The organism is Pseudomonas sp. HP_14 (assembly GCF_055283875.1).
On the sequence record NZ_JBTOQI010000008.1, the window covers coordinates 1 to 21,928 of the forward strand.

The 21,928-nt window shown below is 59.0% G+C and carries 22 protein-coding genes and 1 riboswitch; of the genes, 12 read left to right on the forward strand and 10 right to left on the reverse strand.

Going from position 1 to position 21,928, the window contains the following annotated elements:
- Positions 1 to 108: 108 nt before the first annotated feature.
- The 4 genes from ACYASS_RS07590 to ACYASS_RS07605 all read right to left on the reverse strand — a co-directional run bounded on the left by ACYASS_RS07590 (position 109) and on the right by ACYASS_RS07605 (position 2,716).
- A complete protein-coding gene (locus ACYASS_RS07590) occupies positions 109 to 714 on the reverse strand; it encodes a LysE family translocator (protein WP_463585673.1) in 606 nt (201 codons plus the stop codon).
- 136 nt (positions 715 to 850) lie between these two features.
- On the reverse strand, positions 851 to 1,126 hold the full coding sequence (locus tag ACYASS_RS07595; protein WP_243248559.1) for a hypothetical protein: 276 nt from the start codon (positions 1,124 to 1,126) through the stop codon (positions 851 to 853).
- A gap of 222 nt (positions 1,127 to 1,348) precedes the next feature.
- Positions 1,349 to 2,068 carry a phosphatidylcholine synthase gene (gene pcsA / locus ACYASS_RS07600; protein WP_463585674.1) on the reverse strand — a complete coding sequence of 240 codons (720 nt, stop codon included), beginning with the start codon at positions 2,066 to 2,068 and terminating at the stop codon, positions 1,349 to 1,351.
- Between the two features lie 265 nt (positions 2,069 to 2,333).
- Positions 2,334 to 2,529: riboswitch (cobalamin riboswitch) on the forward strand.
- Positions 2,525 to 2,716, reverse strand: a complete 192-nt coding sequence (locus ACYASS_RS07605; RefSeq protein ID WP_463585675.1) for a hypothetical protein — start codon at positions 2,714 to 2,716, stop codon at positions 2,525 to 2,527. (Overlaps the previous riboswitch by 5 nt.)
- On the opposite strand from ACYASS_RS07605, the gene ACYASS_RS07610 reads away from it, so the two are divergent.
- From ACYASS_RS07610 to ACYASS_RS07620, 3 genes are read left to right on the forward strand one after another with little or no spacing between them, the layout of a single operon-like run.
- Positions 2,715 to 3,740: an ABC transporter substrate-binding protein gene (locus ACYASS_RS07610; RefSeq protein WP_463585676.1), complete on the forward strand. Its 1,026-nt coding sequence runs from the start codon at positions 2,715 to 2,717 to the stop codon at positions 3,738 to 3,740. The genes ACYASS_RS07605 and ACYASS_RS07610 overlap by 2 nt on opposite strands.
- Positions 3,737 to 4,780: a FecCD family ABC transporter permease gene (locus ACYASS_RS07615; RefSeq protein WP_463585677.1), complete on the forward strand. Its 1,044-nt coding sequence runs from the start codon at positions 3,737 to 3,739 to the stop codon at positions 4,778 to 4,780. The genes ACYASS_RS07610 and ACYASS_RS07615 overlap by 4 nt, the downstream gene beginning before the upstream one ends.
- Complete coding sequence (locus ACYASS_RS07620; RefSeq protein ID WP_463585678.1) at positions 4,777 to 5,574, forward strand: ABC transporter ATP-binding protein; 798 nt, start codon at positions 4,777 to 4,779, stop codon at positions 5,572 to 5,574. The genes ACYASS_RS07615 and ACYASS_RS07620 overlap by 4 nt, the downstream gene beginning before the upstream one ends.
- Before the next feature lie 49 nt (positions 5,575 to 5,623).
- Here the strand turns inward: ACYASS_RS07620 and ACYASS_RS07625 are convergent, their stop codons facing one another.
- From ACYASS_RS07625 to ACYASS_RS07640, 4 genes are all read right to left on the reverse strand, one after another.
- Positions 5,624 to 6,178 carry a GNAT family N-acetyltransferase gene (locus ACYASS_RS07625; protein WP_463585679.1) on the reverse strand — a complete coding sequence of 185 codons (555 nt, stop codon included), beginning with the start codon at positions 6,176 to 6,178 and terminating at the stop codon, positions 5,624 to 5,626.
- A 255-nt stretch (positions 6,179 to 6,433) separates the two neighbouring features.
- On the reverse strand, positions 6,434 to 7,384 hold the full coding sequence (locus tag ACYASS_RS07630) for a DUF979 domain-containing protein (RefSeq protein ID WP_122663781.1): 951 nt from the start codon (positions 7,382 to 7,384) through the stop codon (positions 6,434 to 6,436).
- Positions 7,381 to 8,115: a DUF969 domain-containing protein gene (locus ACYASS_RS07635; protein WP_122663782.1), complete on the reverse strand. Its 735-nt coding sequence runs from the start codon at positions 8,113 to 8,115 to the stop codon at positions 7,381 to 7,383. Before ACYASS_RS07635 ends, ACYASS_RS07630 begins: the two co-directional genes overlap by 4 nt.
- A 179-nt stretch (positions 8,116 to 8,294) precedes the next feature.
- On the reverse strand, positions 8,295 to 9,530 hold the full coding sequence (locus ACYASS_RS07640) for an OprD family porin (protein ID WP_463585680.1): 1,236 nt from the start codon (positions 9,528 to 9,530) through the stop codon (positions 8,295 to 8,297).
- A gap of 335 nt (positions 9,531 to 9,865) precedes the next feature.
- Here ACYASS_RS07640 and ACYASS_RS07645 point away from each other — a divergent pair, with 335 nt between their 5' ends.
- Positions 9,866 to 10,795, forward strand: a complete 930-nt coding sequence (locus tag ACYASS_RS07645) for a LysR family transcriptional regulator (protein ID WP_463585681.1) — start codon at positions 9,866 to 9,868, stop codon at positions 10,793 to 10,795.
- Between the two features lie 234 nt (positions 10,796 to 11,029).
- On the opposite strand, the gene ACYASS_RS07650 is transcribed toward ACYASS_RS07645, so the two are convergent.
- Positions 11,030 to 11,914 (reverse strand): LysR family transcriptional regulator, encoded by an 885-nt coding sequence (locus ACYASS_RS07650; RefSeq protein WP_463585682.1) that lies wholly within the window; start codon positions 11,912 to 11,914, stop codon positions 11,030 to 11,032.
- A gap of 247 nt (positions 11,915 to 12,161) precedes the next feature.
- On the opposite strand from ACYASS_RS07650, the gene ACYASS_RS07655 reads away from it, so the two are divergent.
- On the forward strand, positions 12,162 to 12,632 hold the full coding sequence (locus ACYASS_RS07655) for a multidrug/biocide efflux PACE transporter (protein WP_463585683.1): 471 nt from the start codon (positions 12,162 to 12,164) through the stop codon (positions 12,630 to 12,632).
- On the opposite strand, the gene ACYASS_RS07660 is transcribed toward ACYASS_RS07655, so the two are convergent.
- Positions 12,586 to 13,503, reverse strand: coding sequence for a LysR substrate-binding domain-containing protein (locus ACYASS_RS07660; RefSeq protein ID WP_463585684.1), 918 nt, complete (start codon positions 13,501 to 13,503; stop codon positions 12,586 to 12,588). The genes ACYASS_RS07655 and ACYASS_RS07660 overlap by 47 nt on opposite strands.
- Before the next feature lie 178 nt (positions 13,504 to 13,681).
- Here ACYASS_RS07660 and ACYASS_RS07665 point away from each other — a divergent pair, with 178 nt between their 5' ends.
- From ACYASS_RS07665 to ACYASS_RS07695, 7 genes are all read left to right on the forward strand, one after another.
- Positions 13,682 to 15,202, forward strand: coding sequence for an ABC transporter substrate-binding protein (locus ACYASS_RS07665; protein WP_243248568.1), 1,521 nt, complete (start codon positions 13,682 to 13,684; stop codon positions 15,200 to 15,202).
- Positions 15,203 to 15,285: 83 nt separating this feature from the next.
- Entirely contained in the window at positions 15,286 to 16,203 is a 918-nt protein-coding gene (locus tag ACYASS_RS07670; RefSeq protein WP_027902510.1) for an ABC transporter permease, read from the forward strand.
- A 188-nt stretch (positions 16,204 to 16,391) separates the two neighbouring features.
- Positions 16,392 to 17,297 (forward strand): ABC transporter permease, encoded by a 906-nt coding sequence (locus ACYASS_RS07675; RefSeq protein ID WP_099267225.1) that lies wholly within the window; start codon positions 16,392 to 16,394, stop codon positions 17,295 to 17,297.
- Between the two features lie 16 nt (positions 17,298 to 17,313).
- Positions 17,314 to 18,330 carry an ABC transporter ATP-binding protein gene (locus ACYASS_RS07680; protein ID WP_463585685.1) on the forward strand — a complete coding sequence of 339 codons (1,017 nt, stop codon included), beginning with the start codon at positions 17,314 to 17,316 and terminating at the stop codon, positions 18,328 to 18,330.
- Complete coding sequence (locus tag ACYASS_RS07685) at positions 18,327 to 19,316, forward strand: ABC transporter ATP-binding protein (RefSeq protein ID WP_463585686.1); 990 nt, start codon at positions 18,327 to 18,329, stop codon at positions 19,314 to 19,316. The genes ACYASS_RS07680 and ACYASS_RS07685 overlap by 4 nt, the downstream gene beginning before the upstream one ends.
- Positions 19,313 to 20,737: a M20 family metallopeptidase gene (locus tag ACYASS_RS07690; protein ID WP_463585687.1), complete on the forward strand. Its 1,425-nt coding sequence runs from the start codon at positions 19,313 to 19,315 to the stop codon at positions 20,735 to 20,737. The genes ACYASS_RS07685 and ACYASS_RS07690 overlap by 4 nt, the downstream gene beginning before the upstream one ends.
- Positions 20,734 to 21,888, forward strand: coding sequence for a M20 family metallopeptidase (locus ACYASS_RS07695; protein ID WP_463585688.1), 1,155 nt, complete (start codon positions 20,734 to 20,736; stop codon positions 21,886 to 21,888). The genes ACYASS_RS07690 and ACYASS_RS07695 overlap by 4 nt, the downstream gene beginning before the upstream one ends.
- Positions 21,889 to 21,928 lie beyond the last annotated feature (40 nt).

Consider the following 21,928-nt stretch of genomic DNA (forward strand, 5'->3'; position numbering starts at 1 on the left):
GCCGCGGTGGGGGGGTTTTCGGGCGTGGTGTTAAAAAACCCCACCCGCGCCGCTTCACGCGGGCCAATGCTCGGCTCCCACATTTGAATGGCGTAAGACTTCAGGCCATTACCCCTTCAGCATCGGATACAACGAAACCACCAGCAGTACTGCCATTACCCCGTTAAACAACCGCAACCAGAACGGATCACGCAGCGCGTTACGCAGCAGGCTGCCAAACCCTGCCCAGACACCGACGCTTGGCAGGTTGATCAGCGCAAATACCGCCGAGATGATCACAACATTGGTGAAGTACCCCTGCAACGGTGTGTAGGTACTGATCGCGCCCACAGCCATGACCCAAGCCTTGGGATTAACCCACTGAAACAGGGCAGCCTGCATGAAGGTCTGTGGTTTGCTCTCTGCGCCCGAAGCATCCGAGGCCGGACCTGAAGTGGCGATCTTCCACGCCAGATACAACAAATAGGCAGCGCCGACGTAACGCAGGATGGTGTACAGCAGCGGATAAGTCTGAAAAGCAGCGCCCAGTCCAAGACCGACCGCCAGTACCAGGCTGAAAAACCCGCAACTGATCCCCAACATATGCGGCACAGTCCGGCTGAATCCGAAATTCACCCCCGAGGCCAGCAGCATCATGTTGTTAGGACCGGGCGTGATGGACGTGACAAAGGCGAACAACGCAAAAGCGAGCAGCAGGTCAAGGGAGAACGGCATGGAGCGATCCAGACATCTAAAGGGCAGGCCTTCACCCTATCGAATCGGCAACCAGAAACACACGAACAGTCAGACGAAAATACAACCGGTACAGTTTTGAACGAAAACAGTTTCGTCCATCACTGTACTTAAACCATCAACCTTGGCGATCCTGACTAGCCTGTACGTTCTCAGCGCTGATCTCGCCGCGATTATCGAAGTCGCGCACGGCTTGCATTTGCGGCTCGGCCAACAGTTTTGCTTTGGCGACCTGATACTCATCAAAGGAAAGACCACGGCGATTCAAATCTTCCAGGGCCAACTGATGAGTTTCCTCGGCAGTGTAAGGACGCAGTTCAACGGCGTGGTGAGTGGAGCAACCGGAGACAACTGCAACGGTCAACAACAGGGCAAAAGCGTAAATGCGGTTCATGAGAGCCTCCGGGATCGGGTTCATTTCGGGAATGAACAAAGGTTACGCCCGGCGGCGTTTACGCAGAAATCACTGCTCTTGATAGTCGGTATTGGGTGGGGAGAATCGTTGGAAATCCATTGCCTGCTGAACCGATATCGCGAGCAAGCTCGGCTCCTACAGGTTTAGCGCGATCCTGTAGGAGCCGAGCTTGCTCGCGATGAAGGCTGTGCGGCTAGCCCATCAAGCCCGCCACTTACCCCAATACTCCAGCGACGTCCGCCACAGGCAGATGCCGATGAAGTAAGCCGACATCGTGAACCACACCCCCATCACCACAGGCCCGTTGTGCGGATGATTGATGATCAGCAAGGCGCTGGTGATCAGCCATACGGTGGTCACCAGGATATTCAACGGCATGAAACGACGCACCCGGAAAGGATGCAGGAACTTCATGCGCGTCACGGTCAGCAATGCCAGACCGATAATCGTCAGGAAGGTCACCCACGGGGTCGGCTGAATGATGTACAGGCACAATGCGACCACATTCCACGCTGCCGGGAAGCCCTGAAAGTAATTGTCCTTGCTCTTCATCTCCAGATTGCAGAAACAGAAAAGCGATGAAATCAGAATGATCGCCGTGCTCAGCAGCAGCGTATAAGGCGGCAGCGGGATATAGCTGTAAATGAACAGCGCCGGGATAAACACGTAAGTGAGGTAATCAATCACCAGGTCCAGCACCGAACCGTCAAAACCCGGTAGCACCGACTGCACATTGAATTTGCGCGCCAGCGAGCCATCCACGCCGTCCACTGCCAGCGCCAGCCCCAGCCACAACAGGCAGGCCTTGGCCTGATTATCGAACAGGGCAATGGTCGCAAGGAATGCGATGACCACGCCGGTGGCGGTAAAACCGTGGGCACCCCAGGCTTTCAGCCAGGCCACTCGTTGAGTCGATATCACAGGAAAATGTCTCCAGAAGATGTAGCGGACCAGTGTAGGCGTGGCCAAGGGCTGTTTCTGTCTTTTATTACCAGCCGTGACAAACCGGGAACAGCGTATAGATTGCACTATCGACCGGCCATCAGGCGAGAAGGTTCACCCGTGCGCGGTGATTACTCCCGACCCGTTGCCGTTTGCATCATGCGCTGCCCCGCCCAAACGTACGATAAAAAAATATCCGAGGGCGACCGGCGCAGTAAAAATCCCCACTCTTTTGAGCATATCCATTACCATGCCGCCCGTCGGTTTCCAAACGGGATTAATAGGGAATCCGTGATGCCCCCGAGGCATCAACCGGAACTGCCCCCGCAACTGTAGGTGCTGAGCCCTGCTCCATCAATGCCACTGGGTCATCACCCGGGAAGGCCGGAGCGCGGCGATGAAGCGCCAGTCAGGAGACCTGCCGACATCAGGGCGTCACTGCATCGAATGCATGTGGCTCCTGGCAACTGACCCACCGGCGGGGTGTCCGGGGAGTACATCCGTCAGAACGGTGGCAGCGCCGTGACTGATCAACCCCTGCCGAACCATCAACAGCAGCGGTCGTGATGTGTATCCAGCCAGAACACCATCGTGCGGATAACCGTTCGAATGGAGATCGTTTTTCATGTCTTTACCTCGTTTTGCTGTAGTGCTCGCTGGCCTGGGTTTCTCTGCGCTGAGCCTGGCTGCCAGCCCCGCCCTCAGTACCCACTACCCGCTTACCCTCGACAACTGCGGCGTGCCGCTGACCTTCGCCAAGGCTCCCGGCAAAGCCGTGACCATTGGCCAGTCTGCGACCGAGATCCTCTACTCCCTTGGACTGGCCGACAAAGTGGTCGGGACCTCGCTGTGGTTCAACAATGTGCTGCCACAGTTCGAACAACAGAACGCAAAAATCCCGCGTCTGGCCGATAACGATCCAAGCTTCGAAGCCGTGATCAACAAGCGCCCTGAACTGGTTGCCGTCCAGTTTGAATGGATGGTCGGTCCACAGGGCGTGGTCGGTACTCGCCAGCAGTTCAGCGAAATGAAAATCCCGACCTACCTCATGCCATCAGACTGCGAAGGCAAGGACAACCTGGTCGGTGCCGATGGCACGCGTCTGCGCCCATTCTCGATCGACAGCCTGTACAAGACCGTCGACCAACTGGCACAGATCTTTGATGTCCAGGCTCGTGGCAACGAATTGAACACCGAACTGCAAGCACGTCTTGCCAAGGCTCAGGCCAGCGTCAAAGGCAAACACCTGAAAGACGCCTCGGCCGTCTTCTGGTTCTCCAGCGCAGACCTGAACGTCGATCCTTATGTCGCCGGACGCAAAGGCATCCCGGCATTCATGATGGACACCCTGGGCCTACGCAACATCGTGCAGTCCGATGAAGAATGGCCAACTGTAGGATGGGAAACCATCGCCAAGGCCAACCCGACCATTCTGGTTCTGGCACGGATGGACCGTCGCCGCTTCCCGGCTGATGACTTCCAGAAAAAACTGGAATTCCTCAAGTCCGACCCGGTCACTCGAAACATGGACGCCGTGAAGCACAACCGCATCGTGATTCTTGATGCCCAGGCCATGGAAGCGACCATTCGCACCTTCAACGGTATCGATGAACTGGCAGGCGCCATCGACAAGTTTGACCTGCACCCATGACAGCGCAGTTCGCCAGTCGCCTGTTACGCAAGATCTGCCTGCACGGCGCCTGGGTGCTCGTGGTGTTGATAGCGGCGATCATTGCCGGTATTGCCATTGGTGAAACACCGATCAGCCTGTCGCTGGTGTTTCAGGTACTGGCCAACAAACTGTGGGGCGCCGGTTTCGTACTGGACCCGATCGACGAAGGCATCGTCTGGAATTACCGGCTGACCCGCGCCCTGGTTGCCGCAGCGTGCGGTGCCGGGCTGGCGATCTCGGGTGTGGTCCTGCAGTCACTGTTGCGCAACCCGCTGGCCGATCCTTACCTGTTGGGCATTTCCGCAGGGGCCTCGACCGGCGCGGTGCTGGTGGCAATCATCGGTATCGGCGCAGGTGCCATTTCCTTGTCGGCGGGCGCATTTGTAGGCGCCATGGCGGCTTTTGCGCTGGTCGCCCTGCTCGCTCGCAGCACCGGCGCAGTCAGTGGCAGCGGGCAGATCATCCTGGCAGGCATCGCCGGTTCACAACTGTTCAACGCCCTGACCTCTTTTCTGATTACCAAGTCGGCCAACTCCGAGCAGGCGCGGGGCATCATGTTCTGGCTGCTGGGCAACCTCAGCGGTGTGCGCTGGCAATCGGTCACTCTGGCAGTGCCGGTGGTGTTGATCGGCCTGGCGGTCTGCCTGTGGCACCGTCGCTCGCTGGACGCCTTCATGTTCGGCAGTGACTCTGCGGCTGCGTTGGGCATCCCGGTGCGTCGGGTCCAGGTGATATTGATTGCCACCGTGGCACTGGTGACAGCAGTGATGGTGTCGCTGGTCGGTTCTATCGGTTTCGTCGGCTTAGTGGTGCCTCATGCAGCGCGCCTGCTGGTCGGTGTGCGCCACGGACGACTGATCCCGATCAGTGCGCTGGCCGGAGCGGTATTCCTGATTGCCGCCGACGTTCTGTCTCGCACGGCAATCAAGGGCCAGGTATTACCGGTCGGAGTGATTACTGCCCTGATCGGCGCGCCGGTCTTCGCCGTGATCCTGATAAAAGCCAAGGGGGGCCGATGAGCAATCCGAAGCAGCCGATCGCCGACATCGACCGCAACGTACTGTCCTGCAGCGGCCTCAACTGGTCGATCAAAGGGGTACCCATTGTCCGCGATGTCGCGTTGCAGCTACGACGTGGTGAAACCCTTGGATTGATCGGCCCCAACGGTTCAGGGAAGTCCAGCCTGTTGAAGCTGCTTTCAGGGATCCAGATCCCCGCCAGTGGCGAGATTCACCTTAACGGTGTTGCCCTTGCCGACATGAAGCGTCGCGATGTCGCGCAGATGATTGCGGTTGTCGAACAGCAAGCTGAAACGTCCGATGCGATCACCGTGCTGGATGCTGTAGAGCTGGGTCGTACGCCATGGCTTTCCGCGCTGGAGCCATGGTCAGCCACAGACAATGACATCGTTCAGCAGGCGCTGCGCGACGTGGACATGGCCGACAAGCCCAAGCGTGCCTGGCATAGCTTGTCGGGGGGCGAACGGCAACGCGTGCACATCGCCCGCGCGCTGGCCCAGCGTCCACAAATCCTGTTGCTGGATGAACCCACCAACCACCTGGATATTCAGCATCAACTGAGCATCCTGGGTCTGGTGAGGTCACTGCCGGTTACCACCCTGATTGCCTTGCACGACCTCAATCAAGCCCTGGCGTGTGATCGTCTGGCGGTCATGGACAAAGGCGAGCTGATCGCCATTGGCGTACCGTCCGAAGTGCTGACCTGCGAACTGTTGCGCGAGACCTTCGGCGTGGAGGCGCACTACCTCACAGACCCGTACGACGGCACGCAGATATTGCGCTTCAGGTCATAACCCTTGTGGGAGCAGAGCTTGCTCGCGATAAAGCCGGGCACAACTCACTTTAGATCGCGGTGCCCGTCCTGGCACCGTAAGGGATCTCGCACCGGCCTTGAACCTGGACCAACCCGAATTCCATATGCGTCGTCTGCCAGACCGGATCGCTTTCCACATCCACAACCCTGAAACCCTGCCGCTCCCAGAAGCCAATCGCACCCGGTAGAAACGGATGGGTGTGCAGGTAAAGCACGTCGATGCCCTGCTGTCGGGCGCACGCTTCAAGCGCCAGATAGATCGTGGTCGCCAACCCTGAACGGCGAAACTCCGGGATCACGAACAACCGGACGATTTCCACTACTGTGCGTTGCCCGTAATCCAGTTGAGGGAATCGACCGTCGTATGGCAAATAACCGATTGCCGCGACGATTTCCCCATCGCGGCGCGCGACCAGAAAACGGCCACCACCCTCCTCGCTGTACACTTCGGCAAACTGTGCAAGGTCCGCGGGGATTACTGTCGGGTCAAGCATCGGGAAGATCTGCGCGCGGGCACGCAGGACGAATTCCACCGCAGAGGGGATGTCTTCAGGTTGTACAGAAACAATGTCTACAGCGGACATGTTCAGCGCTCGGTCACCGAATGGACGACCATCCTAATACAGCCCGCAAACACAACGCCAAGGGCCTGTTCCAGACACAGCGCTGTCGCACAGCAAACATTGGATCTGTAGGAGTTCACCGAGGTTACGAGGCCAGCGATGGCGGTTTTTCTGACACTCCGCTATCTCTGGCCTCGTAACCTCGGTGAGCTCCTACAGGACAGGGTTCAATCTGGAAGACTGCGGCACGAGGCCTGTGCTACGGGCATTCGCTTATTACATCAGGAAGTACAGCAACAGGATGTTGACCAGCAGCAACGGCAGTGCAGTAGGAATCTGCGCCTTGATCACCGCGTACTTGTCCGGCAATTCAAGCAGCGCCGCCGGGACGATATTGAAGTTTGCCGCCATGGGCGTCATCAAGGTCCCGCAATAACCGGAGAACATGCCAATCGCGGCAATCACCGCCGGGTTACCGCCGTACATGCCGATCAGCACCGGAACACCAATGCCGCCGGTCATGACCGGGAACGCCGCGAAGCCGTTACCCATGACGATGGTGAACAAAGCCATACCCAACACATAAACCGACACAGCCACCAGCTTGAAGTCGAGGTTGATGTAGTTGGTTGCCAGGTGCGCCACCGCTTTGCCGACACCCGCGTCGTTGAACAGCAGCCCCAGCATCGCCAGCATTTGCGGCAAGACCAGCGCCCAGCCCAAGGCCTCGGTCAAACGACGGGACTCACGCATCGCTTGCACCGGCGTGTCACGTGTCAGCCAGCAAGCCAGCGCCAGAGCAATCAGACAGCCCAGCCCCAGTGAAACAAAGGTGCTGTTGGCCGGATCAAGCAGGGGTACGCCGCCAATCTTGATGTTCTTCAGGAACACCGCACCGATCACCGTCACCAGAGGAATCGCCAACGCGGGGATGAACAGCTTGCTGCCCAGACGCCCTGCACTGGCACGACGCTCTTTGTCCGGCAACTCGCCATGCTTGCCGAAACCGACGCCGCCAAAACCGGCGATGGCCGCCATGACCAGAACACCGATACCCACCAGCACCGGCGGCAGCCGCTCACCGACCAGAAACGCGATGGCGAACAACCCCCAGAACAGCCCGGTACTCCAGCGCTTGGGGTTGGTGCGATCGGTGAAGGTCAGCACCGAGGTAATCGCCAGAATGACACCGGCCAGCCAATACAGGTATTGAATGGAAATGATCATGACAAGCTCTCCTGCGAAGTAGCAGCCGGGGCGGATGGCGTCACAGGTTGCAACTCACGATTCAGGCGACGATCGAAACGGCTCAAATGGATCGAGTGAATGATGAAGGCACAGATCGCAGTCGGTATCCCCCACAACGCGATATGGATCGGCTCGACATCAACTCCGGAACCCAGCAGGAAGGTATGCATCAGGGCGATAGCACCAAACGCGACAAATATATCTTCGCCGAAAAACAGCCCCACGTTGTCAGTCGCTGCGCACAACGCCAACAGCTTGACCCGTAGCGCTTCAGGCAACTTGCCGAAACGCGCCTCGGCAGCGCCCTCAGCCATGGGCGCCAGCAACGGACGAACCATTTGCGGGTGCCCGCCCAGGCTGGTCAACCCGACCGCTGCTGCGGTTTCACGAATGAACAGATAGCCAATCAACAGCCGCCCCACCGTGGCACTTTTGAAGCGGGCAATGAAGTTCTGGGAATGCAGACGCAGGCCATGACGCTCCAGCAGGCCAATCACCGCCAACGGCAGCAAAATGATCAGCGGCAATGTACGAGTCTTGATGAACCCGGTGCCGATGGTTGCCAGGATCGTTTCCAGCGGCATGCTCGCAGCAAAACCGGTGGCGATAGCCGCCAGCGCGACGACCAGCATCGGATTGAAGCGCAGCACAAAGCCAATGATGATGACCAGCACGCCTAATAGCGGCCAGAGGTTGATAGCGGTTTGCATGATTGGAATCTCGTTATTGTGATGATGTAAAAAGGCTTGTTACGTTGAACGCGGCAACTCTGAACTGCCCCGGTATCCATGGCACCGCGCTGTCTCGCGGCAAACATTGGACCTGTAGGGGCTGGGTTCATCCATTTGCTCAGGCTGCTCTGAACGCAGCAATCAGGCCAACTTCGGCCCTACCAGAGCGGCATGGTGTAGCTGACGATCAGGCGGTTCTCATCCAGGTCGTTGCCGAAATTGGAACGAACGGTTGCGTTACGCCATTTGAGCCCCAGATTTTTCAAGGTACCACTCTGGAACACGTAACCCACGTCGGTGTTGCGCTCCCACTCCTTGCCCTCCCCACCCGCCGCACGCTCGACGTTGTCACCCGACACATAACGCGTCATGAACGTCAGGCCAGGCAAGCCCACACTTGCGAAGTCGTAGTCATAGCGGGCCTGCCACGAACGCTCGTCAATGTTGGCGAAATCGCCGACCTGGATGAAGTTGACCAGAAACGGATCGCTGCCAGAGATGTAAGGGAAAGGATCGTCGCCACTCATGCGCTGATAGCCGATACCGAACGCGTGAGCCTTGAGTTTATAGGTGAACATCGAACCCAACGCGCGGTTATCGATGTCGCGAAAGCTACCGTCTTCACTGCTTTTCGAATAACGCAGGTCAGTCTTCAAGCTCTGCCCTTCGCCCATCGGCAGGACATGCACCAGGCCGCCGTAATACTGCTTGTAGATGTTTTCAAGCTGACCATAGTGGGCACTGATCGCCAGTTGTGGCGTGACTTGATATTCACCACCACCAAAGTTGAAATCATTGCTCACGCCACCGATACGGTTGGCGGTCATCTCAGTGAAGTCCGTAGAGTTATTGGCCTTGATACGGTCGATATGGCCGCCGGTAAACTTGAAGTTATCCAGATCCTGCGATGTCACCATCGCACCCCGAAAAGTCTGCGGCAGCAAACGGCTGTCGTTGGAGGAAACCATGGGGCTGCGAAAAAACAGCGTGCCGGCCTTCAGTTCAGTCCTGGATATCTTCGCCTTGGCGGTCAGACCCAGCTTTGAATATTCATCCTGAGAACCACCTGATGACTGATCCGCAGGCAGCAAACCACTGCCCGCCGTACTATCACCGGAATCCAGTTTGTAGCCGACCATACCCAGCGCATCCAGACCGAAGCCCACGGTTCCCGGGGTATAGCCTGACTGCAGACGCACAATGAAACCCTGCGCCCACTCTTCTGCCTTGTCCCTGGCGCCGGTCTGCCGGAAATCCCGGTTGAAGTAGAAATTACGTGCCTCCAGCTCCCCTTTGCTGTCAGCAAAGAAATCAGCGTTAGCCCCGGCCCCAAACCCCAGGGTCGTACCGCCTAACAATATTGCGCACAGATATTTTTGATTGTTGTAGCTCATTGAAAACGATCTCCATGAGCGCACAGCGGTAATTGACCGACTGCTGGCAGAGCGCAGTTATTGGTTAGGTGCAGTGGGCGCAGTCCACTGCAATGAAGGTTTGACACAGCCCGGTGAAGAGCACCACGCTGGCGACCTTTCTCGTTCCGGGGCAATCTTTCGGCAGCCCGACCGCTCACGTCCAACGGGAAAAAACCGCTATACCCCATAAGAATTTCTTTATCGTCGCTGGCATATAACCTGCACTTTCAGGGCACTTTCCTGACACCCTGCACACGGTTTTCATGCAACGTGCAGCACTTGTCAGTCCTTACGCGCCTCAAGGAATCGACCCGGTGAACCTCAAATTTCTGGAAACCTTCGTCTGGGTAGCGCGCCTCAAAAGTTTCCGGCTGACAGCGGAAAAACTGTTCAGCACCCAGGCCTCTATCTCCAGCCGTATCGCGGCGCTGGAAGAGGAAATGGGGGTTCGCCTGTTCGTGCGGGATTCAAAGGGTGTGTCGCTGACGTCCGAAGGTTTGCGCGTACTGGAATACGCCGAGCACATCATGGACACCATGCAAAGCATGAAGGCAGCGATCAAAGACCCACGCCAGGTCCGTGGCCGGATCCGCATCGGCGCAATGGATACGGTCATACACACCTGGCTCAGCCCGTTGGTAACAAGGCTGATGAAGTGTTACCCGAATCTGGAAATCGAGCTGACCGCAGACACCGCCAGCAACCTCTGCGCTCAACTGGAAAAAGGCTACCAGGACATCATTTTCCAGACTGACGAGTTGCGCTTCGACACCGTGCGCAATGCCGTGCTGACCCGCTACCCCATGCATTGGGTCGTGCCCGTCGGCTCGGTTTATGACCGGCCCTACACCTGCCTGGATGATTTGTCTCAGGAGCGCATCGTGACGTTTTCGCGTAACTCACGGCCACACCAGGACATTCTCAACATGCTGCACAGCGCCAATATTGTCTCGCCACGAATCAACTGCGTGAACTCTGCGTCAGCCATCACCCGTCTGGTGCGCGACGGCTTCGGCATTGGTGCAATGCCCGCCGCGCTGGTCCGGGGTGAACTGGCTCAAGGCGTACTGACCCTGGTCAATGGCGTCCCGCTGCCGTCGATCATGGACATTGTCGCCAGTTGGCGTACCGGCGCAGGGATGGAGTTGGTCGAAGACATCGTCAGCCTGACCCGGGACGTGGTGGCCGAGTTCGATGCAGAACTGCCCAAAAGTTTTATGGCGGATGTGCCAGAGGCGAACTGATCACTTTTCGTCGTCTGTCACACCGCCTTCGCGAATGAATTCGCTCCCACAGGTCTCCCCATATCCGTGGCACCGCGCCGTCTCGCGGCAAACACAGCTCCTACAGAAAATGCATTTCAATCCGGTAGGTTGCATGTTGTTTGATGAGGGCGAACTCATTCGCGAAGCGCAGGCAACGCAGCTGTTCGCCCTCAAACCGCGCACATCTATATAGACGCGCCCCGTTAATGCCCATTATTCGCCACGGTGACGAGTGAAGGTCTCCAGCAACCAGGCACCGGCAGGCCCCAGGCTGCGCTGGCGTGACCAGATCACATCCACTGCCGAACTGCGCGGCCAGCCCGGAACGTCCAGTTCCTTGAGCTTGCCGCTGGCGTAACCGGACACCAGCCAGCGCGGCAACGCCGCCCAGCCAAACCCGAAAGCAGCCATGTCCATGAGCAGCAAGTAATTGGGGGCTGACCATGGGCGATGACCGCTGATGGGCAAATCATCGGTGGGCACGCTTTGATCCACCAATGTATTCAGGCGCAACGCCCGGTACCGCGCCAGATGCTGGTAATCGACCTTATCCTGCTGAGCCAGCGGGTGTTTGTGCGACACAAACAGGCCGAAATCTGCGCGCTCGGCGATAGTCGAGTAGCCGACTTCCGGGGGATAACTGGCCTGAGCCGACAGCAGCCCCAAACACGCGCGGCCTGACTGGATGAGGCTGATGGCATCGCCGTGCTCGGCAAATACACACTCCAGCTCCAGCTCGGGGAAACGTTGATCAAGCTCAGCCATACGGATTTCGAAATCTGCGAACTGGTTGGCGTCGGACAGCACCAGCGTCAGACGCGGCTCCACGCCCTCCGCCAGACGCCCGGCAGCGCGGCGCAGCTTATCGGAAGCGGCCAACACGTCCTCGATACGCCCGAGCATGGCCCTGCCCGCCTCGGTAAGAGCCGGATGCTTTGAAGAGCGGTCGAACAACTCCAGACCCAGGTCAATCTCCAGACGGGCAATAGCCTCGCTGATCGTCGACTGGCTTTTGCCCAAACGCCGCGCCGCTGCGCTGAAAGAACCCAGCGCGACAGTCTGGGCAAAAGCCTCAAGGGCTTCGGGGGAATAACTCATCTGAACCTCGTATCGGTTTTACCGATGGAATCGATTTTCACTTTAGCTCAGGGGCCGATGACAATGCACGTCGTCGAAAGCAAACACCTATGCCTTGTGGGAGCGACCGGGGTGGCGCTCCACCTTGCTCGCGATGAGCCCACCGTAGATCTCAGGCCTATCGCGTCCAGCCTTATCGCGAGCAAGCTCTGCTCCCACAGGGAATGCATTTCAAGTCGAAAACTGTCAGCTACCCAAAGGCCAACTCATGCCAACCAAATCCATCAAGGAACGCGCCTTACACGCGCTTCTGTTCGAAGTTATCGGCGTCTTGTTATTTGCCCCGCTGCTCGCGTGGGCAATGGGTCACTCGCTGGCGAAAATGGGCGCGATGACCGTCATGATTTCCACCGTGGCCATGCTCTGGAACATGCTGTTCAACGCCATGTTCGATGGCCTGCGCCGCAAATGGGGCTTCGAGCTGTCATTGGGGACCCGCATGTTGCATGCGTTGGGCTTCGAGAGCGGCCTGATTCTGGTGATCGTACCGCTGGCAGCGTGGTGGCTGTCGATCAGCCTGCTGGAAGCGTTCCTGCTGGATATCGGTCTACTGTTGCTGTTTTTGCCTTACACCCTGATCTTCAACTGGGCATACGACGCCCTTCGGGAACGTGTCATCCAGCGCCGCCAGCTTAATCGCCAACGGTTTTCGCCAGCTCGGCGATCAGAAAATCCCTGAAGGCGGACACGGCGGCCGGTAAATTTCGACCGGCCATGCTTTGCATTTCGATTCGCCGCGCCTGCATGCCCTCATCGAGAATCGGCAAACAGCGCAACTCTTTGCCCACCACCTGTTTGTGCAGGGTCATTTCGCTGGAAAGGCTGATGCCGCCTTCCTCACGAACAAAGCTGTACAGCGCGCCGATATAATTGCTGGTCAGCACTGGCTCGAACATCAGGCCTTGCACCCCGCAGCAGATATCGAAGAGTTGTCGCAGCGTCGTGTCAGGTCTTGGCAGTGCAATGGGGTACGGCTGCAGTTCGGCAAGGCTAACGGCCTCACGCCCGGCCAGCGGGTGGGAATTGGCAACCACGGCAAAAATCGCTCCGCTCATGACGTGCTCGACGCATATTTCCTTTTGCGGCGTGAGGCTGAACGTCAGCGCCAGATCAGCCTCCCCGGAGCGGACTTTCTCGGTGGCTTCAGCCGGTGCGCACACTTCAAGGGTGAAGTGAATCCCATGGTACTCGCGACGGAATGCAGCGATGCTGTGGGGCATGTAATCCAGCGCAAAGCCTTCCGAACAGGCGATGTGCACATGGCCGCGTTGCAAGCCGTGCAACTCGGTAATCTCCAGCACCACCTGCTCGGCTTCCAGTTGCGATTTGCGTGCATAAGCCGCCAGCCGCGTGCCTGCCTCACTGAGCACCATCCCCCGGGCGCGCCGCTCGAACAGCGTGGCGTCCAGAGCAAGTTCAAGCTTGGTTATCTGCCGACTCACTGCAGAGGCTGCGACATTCAGGCGCATGGAGGCCTCGCTGATGGAACCGCAGCGGGCCACTTCAAGGAAATAGCGCAGGGCTGTGGACTGCACGCCATACAACTGCATCAGTACCTCCATGTATTGCCTTTTCGGCAAAGCAAGTATCGAAAGATTGTGCTTGTGGCATTGGTAAACCATCGCCTACATTCGTGTCCACACCAAAAAGAACATTGCCTGATTTCCTTTCCGCATTTGCGAACAGCTGCCCTTTGATTCAACCACTCTCGCCAACGGAGACGACGGCATGGGCATCAAAGGTTTCGCTTTCAGTATTGCGCTGCTGGGCTCCATCAGCAGCTTCCCGGCCCACGCCGGTAAAGCCAACGACACACTGGTTTACGCTTCCGACAGCGAACCTGAAAACATCAGTCCTTATCACAACGACCTGCGCGAAGGCGTAATTCTCGGCCGCCTGATTTGGGACAACCTTGTGTACCGCGATCCCAAAAGCGGCGAATACAAACCCATGCTGGCCACCAGCTGGAAACAGGTCGACGACACCACTATCGATTTCGAACTGCGCAAAGGCGTCAAATTTCACAACGGCGACGCATTCACCGCCGACGACGTGGTGTTCACCCTCAACTACGTCGTGTCGCCCGAAGCCAAAGTCGTTACTGTGCAAAACGTCGACTGGATCAAGAGCGCCGAAAAAACCGGCGACTACAGCGTCCGCCTCCACCTGAAAAAACCTTTCCCGCCCGCCCTCGAATACCTGTCCAACGCCGTCCCGATGTTTCCGAAAAACTATTTCGAGAAAGTCGGCATGGCCGAATTCAGCCGCAAACCGATTGGCACCGGCCCGTACAAAGCCGTATCCGTGGTGGCCGGTGAAGGCGTGACCATGGACATCAACAAGGACTACTTCAAAGACAGCCCGCAAGGCCTGCCGCACATCGGCCACATCAAATTCCGGGTGATCCCGGATGCCGAGACTCGTCTTGCCGAATTGATGACCGGCGGTGTCGACTGGGTGTGGCGCGTGGCGCCGGATCAGTCGGTCAACCTCAAAGGCATGCCGAACCTGACCGTGACCAGCGGCGAGACCATGCGTATCGGCTTCCTGATTCTCGACGCTCGCGGTACCTCCAGCGAAAACTCGCCGATGAAGAACCTCAAGGTGCGTCAAGCGATCAACCACGCGATCAATCGTGACGGGCTGGCCTCGCAACTGGTGGGTGGTGAAGCCAAACCGTTGCAGGTGGCGTGCTACCCAGGGCAGTTCGGTTGCGATACCACGGCGGCGACGGTCTACAACTATGACCCGGCCAAAGCCAAAGCACTGCTCGCTGAAGCCGGTTACCCGAACGGTTTCGAGACAGAAATCTTCGCCTACCGCGACCGTGATTACGTCGAAGCCATCATCGGCAACCTGCGCGCAGTCGGCATTAACGCCAAGCTGCGTTACCTGAAATATGCCGCCCTGCGCGATCAGCAACGTGGCGGCAAAGTGCCGATGTCGTTCCAGGCCTGGGGCTCGTTCTCGATCCTCGATACCTCCGCTTCAGCCGGTACCTGGTTCAAAGGCAACCCGGACGACAACATCAAGGACCCGCAAGTCCAGGGCTGGCTGCAAACCGCCGACAACGCCCTGGACCCGCAAGTGCGCAAGGACAACTACCGCAAGGCGTTGCAGCGCATCAGCGAGCAGGCCTACTGGGCGCCGCTGTTCAACTACTCGATGAACTACGCCTACACCTCGGAACTTGAGTTCACGCCGTACCCGGACGAGTTGCCGCGCTTCGTGCTGTCCAGCTGGAAATAACCCGCAACCGCCGTTGCCGTGGCGCAGCCAATTTGCGCCATGGCACATCCCAACTTTTCAGCAAATGGACGAGGAAACTTGCCATGCTTGGGTTCCTTCTGCGTCGTCTGGGCATCGCCGTGTGCGTTGCGATTACCGTGTCGATCATCAGTTTTTCTCTTCTGCACCTGTCCGGTGACCTGGCCACTGCCATTGGCGGGCCGGAAGCCAGCAGCGAACAAATCGAACAGATCCGCGTGCAGTACGGTTTGGACAAACCGTTGCCAACCCAGTACTTCAACTGGCTGGGCGACTTGCTGCGGCTTGATCTGGGCGATTCTTTTTTCTTTCAGGAATCGGTCTACAACCTGATCGCCAGCCGTTTGCCGATCACCTTGAGTCTGGGTGCGATGGCGCTGGGCATTGCCTTGGTGGTTGCCATTCCGCTGGGTGTTCTCGCTGCAGTCAAACGTGACACCTGGATTGATCGACTGGCCTTGAGCATCGCCGTACTCGGCCAGGCGATGCCGAGCTTCTGGTTTGCGCTGATGCTGATCGTGGTGTTTGCCGTCACGCTGAAATGGCTACCGGTTTCAGGCAACTCGACGTTCCTGCACTTCGTGATGCCTGCCATTGCTCTGGGTTATTACGCAACGCCGGCCATCATGCGCCTGACTCGCGCAGGCATGCTGGATGTGCTCAATTCCGATTACATCCGCACGGCTCGCGCCAAAGGCTTGCGCCCGGCACGGGTGTTGTTCAAGCACGCGCTGCGCAATGCGCTGATTCCGGTGGTGGCGCTGGCCGCAGTGGAATTCGGTTTCATGCTTGGCGGTTCGGTGGTGATCGAAACCGTGTTCTCCCTGCAAGGCGTCGGGCAACTCGCCTGGGACGCCATCGCCCGCGACGACTTCCCCGTGGTGCAAGCCGTGGTCCTGCTGATCGCAGTGATCTACATCATCCTCACGCTGCTGGCTGACGTGCTCAACGCACTGCTCGACCCGCGCATTCGTGTGCGCTAAGGAGGCTTTGCCATGTCCATGAATTCACGCAGCTCCATCGGGCTCAACTGGATCTGTAGGAGCGAGCTTGCTCGCGATAGCGTCAGGTCAGGCAACAAATTTTCAGTTGATGAACCGCATCGCGAGCAAGCTCGCTCCTACAGGCCCAGTTACATTCAGATGCATTCCCGCGCTGACCGGAGGCTCCCATGAGCACACCTGCCGCCCCTCTCGCCATCAACGACTACCTGCCGCCCCCCAGCAGCCTAAGCCGGGTACTGGGCAAAAGCTTTCGCCATCGCGGTTTTGCCATTGGCATGGTCTTGCTGATGATCATCTTCATCGGCGCCCTGTTTGCGCCATGGCTGGCGCCTTACGACCCTTATGTCCAGGACGTGATGCTGCGCATGAAACCGCCAGTCTGGATGGCTAACGGCACATGGGAATACCCACTGGGTACCGACAAGCTGGGACGTGACTACCTGTCGCGTCTCCTCTACGGCGCGCGTATCTCGCTGTTCATCGGCGTTGCCGCCGCGTTGATTTCCGGTTTCATCGGCACGGTCATGGGTCTGCTCGCCGGTTACTACGGCGGCAAGGTCGACGCTTTTATCAGCTATCTGATTACTACGCGCCTGGCGATGCCAGTGGTGATGGTTGCACTGGCTTCGGCCTCGCTGATGGGCGGCTCATTGAAAGTCGTGATCGTGCTGCTGGGTTGCCTGTTGTGGGATCGATTTGCAGTCGTCGTCAGGGCGTCGGTGCAGCAGATTCGTGATGCCGAATACGTCGCCTCGGCCCAGGCACTGGGCTGCTCGACCCTGCGTATTCTGGCCAGCGAAATCCTGCCCAATCTGGTCGGCGCGCTGATTGTGGTCGCCACCCTGGAAATGGCCCACGCGATCCTGCTGGAGTCAGCGCTGTCGTTCCTCGGTGTCGGCGTGCAACCGCCCACCCCATCGTGGGGGCTGATGATCGCCGAAGGCAAACCCTACATGTTCTTTTCCCCGTGGGTCATCGCCATTCCCGGCGTCGCCCTGATGATTCTGGTGCTGGGCATCAACCTGGTGGGCGATGGTCTGCGCGACCTGATCCTGCCCGACGGCCGCAACTGATAGAGGAGCCACGAACATGGCACTACTCCACGTTGAAAATCTGCGCGTCGATATCCCCATGGGCAACAGCCCGACGCCGGATGACATGCTGCACGCCGTGCGCGGTCTGGATTTTGAAGTCGAGCGCGGCGAGATGCTGTGCATCGTCGGCGAGTCAGGTTGCGGCAAATCCCTGACCTCACTGGCGCTAATGGACCTGCTGCCGCGCAAGGCCAAACGCACCGCAGCCCGCCTGACTCTGGACGGCATCGACATGCTCGCCCAGAGCGAACGGCGCATGTGCGACCTGCGCGGCAACCGGCTGGCGATGATCTTTCAGGAGCCGATGACCTCGCTGAATCCGGCCTACAGCATTGGCGATCAGCTCAGCGAGGTACTGACCCAGCACCGCAAGGTGTCACGCAAAGACGCGCTGACCCGTGCTGCGCAGATGCTGGAAAAAGTTGGCATCAGCAACGCCACCGAACGCCTCGGTCAGTACCCGCACCAGCTCTCCGGCGGCCTGCGCCAGCGGGTAATCATCGCCATGGCCTTGATGTGCGAACCGGAACTGATCATCGCTGACGAGCCGACGACGGCGCTGGACGTGACGATTCAGGCGCAAATCCTGCGCCTGATCCGCGACATTCAGAAAGAGTTCGGCCTGGCGGTGATTTTCATCACCCACGACCTGGGTCTGGTGGCGCGGATCGCCGACCGGGTGGCCGTCATGTACGCCGGGGAAATCGTCGAAACCGCTCCCGCCCTGCAACTCTTCGAAAACCCGCAGCACCCTTACACCAAGGGCTTGCTGGCGAGTATTCCGATCCCCGGCAAGACCAAGCCCGGCGAAGCGCTGGGCTCGATTCCTGGCCTGGTGCCCAGTCTGGTCGGCGAGCAACAAGGCTGTGCGTTCCGTAACCGTTGCGGTCAGGCCATTGATGCCTGCGCGCAGAACATTCCCGAAATACTGCGCGACGGCCACATGGCGCGCTGCCTGTTTGCAGCGCCGGGGCCAGAGCCGATTCGGCAGATGGAGAGTGCACGGTCATGAAAAAAGACATCGCTCTTGAGCTGTGCGACATCCGTCGTGAGTTCCGCATGAACAAAGGCTTCTTCAAAGCCCCGGCCACCCTCAAGGCTGTCGATGGTGTATCGCTGCGCCTGATGCGCGGCGAAACCCTGGGCCTTGTCGGCGAATCCGGTTGCGGCAAAAGTACACTGGCGAAAATGCTGCTCGGCCTGCTGCCGCCAACCAGCGGCGATGTACTGGTCAATGGCAAACATCTGGCAGCCACCGATCGCAAGGAAATGTCCCGGCATATCCAGCCGATTTTTCAGGACCCGTACTCGTCGCTGAACCCACGCAAGACCCTGCGGGAAATCGTCACCCTGCCGCTGATCGTGCATGACATCGGCACCACTGCCGAGCGCCGCAAAAAGACCGAAGAAATGCTCGACGTAGTGGGCTTGCCCAAACGCGTGATCGACAGTTACCCGAGCCAACTGTCAGGCGGCCAACGCCAGCGCGTAGCGATTGCCCGGGCCTTGATCATGCGCCCGGACGTGCTGATCTGCGACGAACCCACCTCGGCGCTGGACGTTTCAGTGCAGGCGCAGATCCTCAACCTGCTGCAAGACCTCAAGCGCGAATTCGGCCTGACCTACCTGCTGATCAGCCACAACCTGGCGGTCATCGAACATTTGGCTGATCGCGTGGCGGTGATGTACCTCGGGCGTATCGTCGAAGAGCGCACCCGTGAATCCTTGTTCGCCGAACCCGGCCACCCCTACACCCGCGCTCTGCTGGACTCGGTGCTCACGCCCGATCCGCGTTTGGGCATTCCCGACATCGGCCTGCACGGTACTTTCCCTAACCCTGTGTCGCCGCCGTCCGGTTGCGCTTTTCATCCGCGCTGCCCGAGCTGTTTCGCGCCCTGCAAGACGGCCTACCCGGCCAATGATTCGATTATCGGCGGCAAAGTACGCTGCCACCTCCACGACAGTCCTGCCCAAACTTTGGAGCTCGTCCACTCATGAGTCGTTCACAGGCCATCAGCTACACCACCGAGCAGTTCGACAACGGCGCATTCCTGTCCCTGCTCGAACGCAGCGTCGCCCTGCACACTGAAAGCCAGATTCCGGATCAGCTGCCGGAGCTCTATCGCTACCTCAAGGAGTTCATCACGCCCCATGTCGAAGCGCTGGGCTTCAGCGTGCAGATCTACGACAACCCGCTGCCCAAGCGCGGCCCGCTGCTGATCGCCACCCGTATCGAAGACCCGGCACTGCCAACCGTGCTCAGTTATGGCCATGGTGACGTGGTCAACGGCTATGACGCACAGTGGCGTGAAGGCCTGTCGCCGTGGGAGGTCAAGGTCGATGGCGAGCGCTGGTACGGGCGCGGCACTGCCGATAACAAGGGTCAGCACTTGATCAACCTGACGGCACTGGAGCAGACACTCAAGGCACGCGACGGCAAGCTGGGTTTCAATGTCAAACTGCTGCTGGAAATGGGCGAAGAGGACGGCTCGCCGGGATTGCGTGCGTTCTGCGAAGCACACCCTGAAGAGCTCAAGGCGGACGTGTTCATCGCCTCGGACGGCCCGCGTCTGGCGGCTTCACGGCCGACGATTTTTCTCGGTTCGCGGGGCGTGTTCAACTTCGAACTGAGCGTCAACCTGCGCGAAGGCGCACACCACTCCGGCAACTGGGGCGGTCTGCTGTCCAACCCAGGCATCATCTTGGCCAACGCCATTGCCAGCATGGTCGATCAACAGGGCCGGGTAAAAATTCCCGCGCTGATGCCCAAGGAAGTACCCGAAGCCGTGCGGATGGCACTGGCTGATATCGAAGTCGGTGGCGGTCCTGGCGACCCGGAAATCGACCCGAACTGGGGCAATCCCGAATTGACCCTGAGCGAAAAAGTCTTCGGCTGGAACACCCTCGACGTCATTGCCTTCAAGACCGGCAACCCCGATGCGCCCGTGCATGCAATCCCCGGCAAGGCCAATGCCCACTGCCATATCCGCTTTGTAGTGGACAGCGACTACAACACCTTCATCCCGGCCGTTCGCGCGCATCTGGATGCTCACGGTTTCACTCAGGTGGAAGTCAAACAGGGCCGCATCGACATGATGAACGCCACCCGTCTTGACCCGCAAAGTCCATGGGTCGATTGGGCGCTGAACTCCCTGGCCGAAACCACCGGCAAAAAACCGGCTCTGCTGCCTAATCTGGGCGGCTCGCTGCCCAACGACGTCTTCGCTGACGTACTCGGCTTGCCGACGCTTTGGGTGCCGCATTCGTACCCCGCCTGCTCGCAACATGCGCCCAACGAGCATTTGCTCGCCCCCGTGGTGAAAGAGAGCCTGCAAATCATGGCCGGGCTGTTCTGGGACCTTGGCAACGACGCTTCGCGATTGACGCAAGAGCATCAACAGCGGGAGCAGGCCAAATGAGCGACGCTCGACAACAGGCGCTGGACTGGCTTGCGGGCCAGGGCGAAGCGATGGAGTCCCTGCTGCAACGCATCGTCGACACTGACTCCAACAGCTACGACAAAGTCGGTGTCGATGCCGTGGGCGCACTGCTCGCGGCCGAACTAGAAGCAGACGGCATCCTGCTGGAGCGCATGCCAGTGGAAGGGTTTGGTGATGTGATGCTCGCCGAAGTCTCCGGCGCAGCGGGCAAGCCGGTCTTGCTGCTGGGCCATCGCGACACGGTATTTCCCAAAGGCACCACCACAACCCGAGGTTACAGCCGGGACGCCACCCTTGCTTACGGACCCGGTGTGGCTGACATGAAAGGCGGTCTGGTCCTTAACTGCTTTGCCCTCAAGGCGCTGAAGCGCGCCGGGCAATTGCCCTACCCGGTTCAGGTGCTATACACCGGCGACGAGGAGATCGGTTCCGGCAGTGCTCGCGGCCATATCGAAAGCGCCGCGCGTGCGGCTCGTGCCGTGCTCAACACCGAACCCGGCAGGGCCAGCGGCAATGTAGTCAGTGCGCGTAAAGGCGGCGCCACGTTGATCATCGAAGTCACTGGCCGCGCCGCGCACTCAGGGGTCAACCATGCCGACGGCGCCAGCGCCATCGAGGCGCTTGCGCGCAAGATCGTCAAACTGCATGCCCTGACCGATTACCCGGCGGGCATCACCACCAACGTGGGTTTGATGTCCGGCGGCACCTCCAGCAACACCGTCGCGCCCAGTGCTTGGGCCAAACTCGACGTGCGCTTTATCGAGCTCAAACACTGGGATCAAATATTCGAAGCGATTCAGAGGATCGTCGCCGAGGAAGAATTGCCCGGTACCAGCGCTGTTCTAAAAGAAGCCACAACCTTCCTGCCCATGGAAGCGAAGCACAGCACCCGCTTGTTGGCGATGTATCAGAAGCAGGCGCAGACACTGGGTTTCAGTGTTGAAGGCGAGTTCACTGGTGGCTGTGCGGATTCGGGTTTCACCGCCAGCCTGGGGATCCCGACGTTGTGTGGCCTCGGCCCGGTGGGCGGCAAGGTCCACACCGATCGCGAATACCTGGAACTGGACACCCTGGTGCCCCGGGCCCAGGCATTAGTGGCGACCATTCTGGCTGTCGGTGAAGCTTACTGAGGTAATTGGTCTCTTCGAAACGCCGGGGATTGGCTATCCA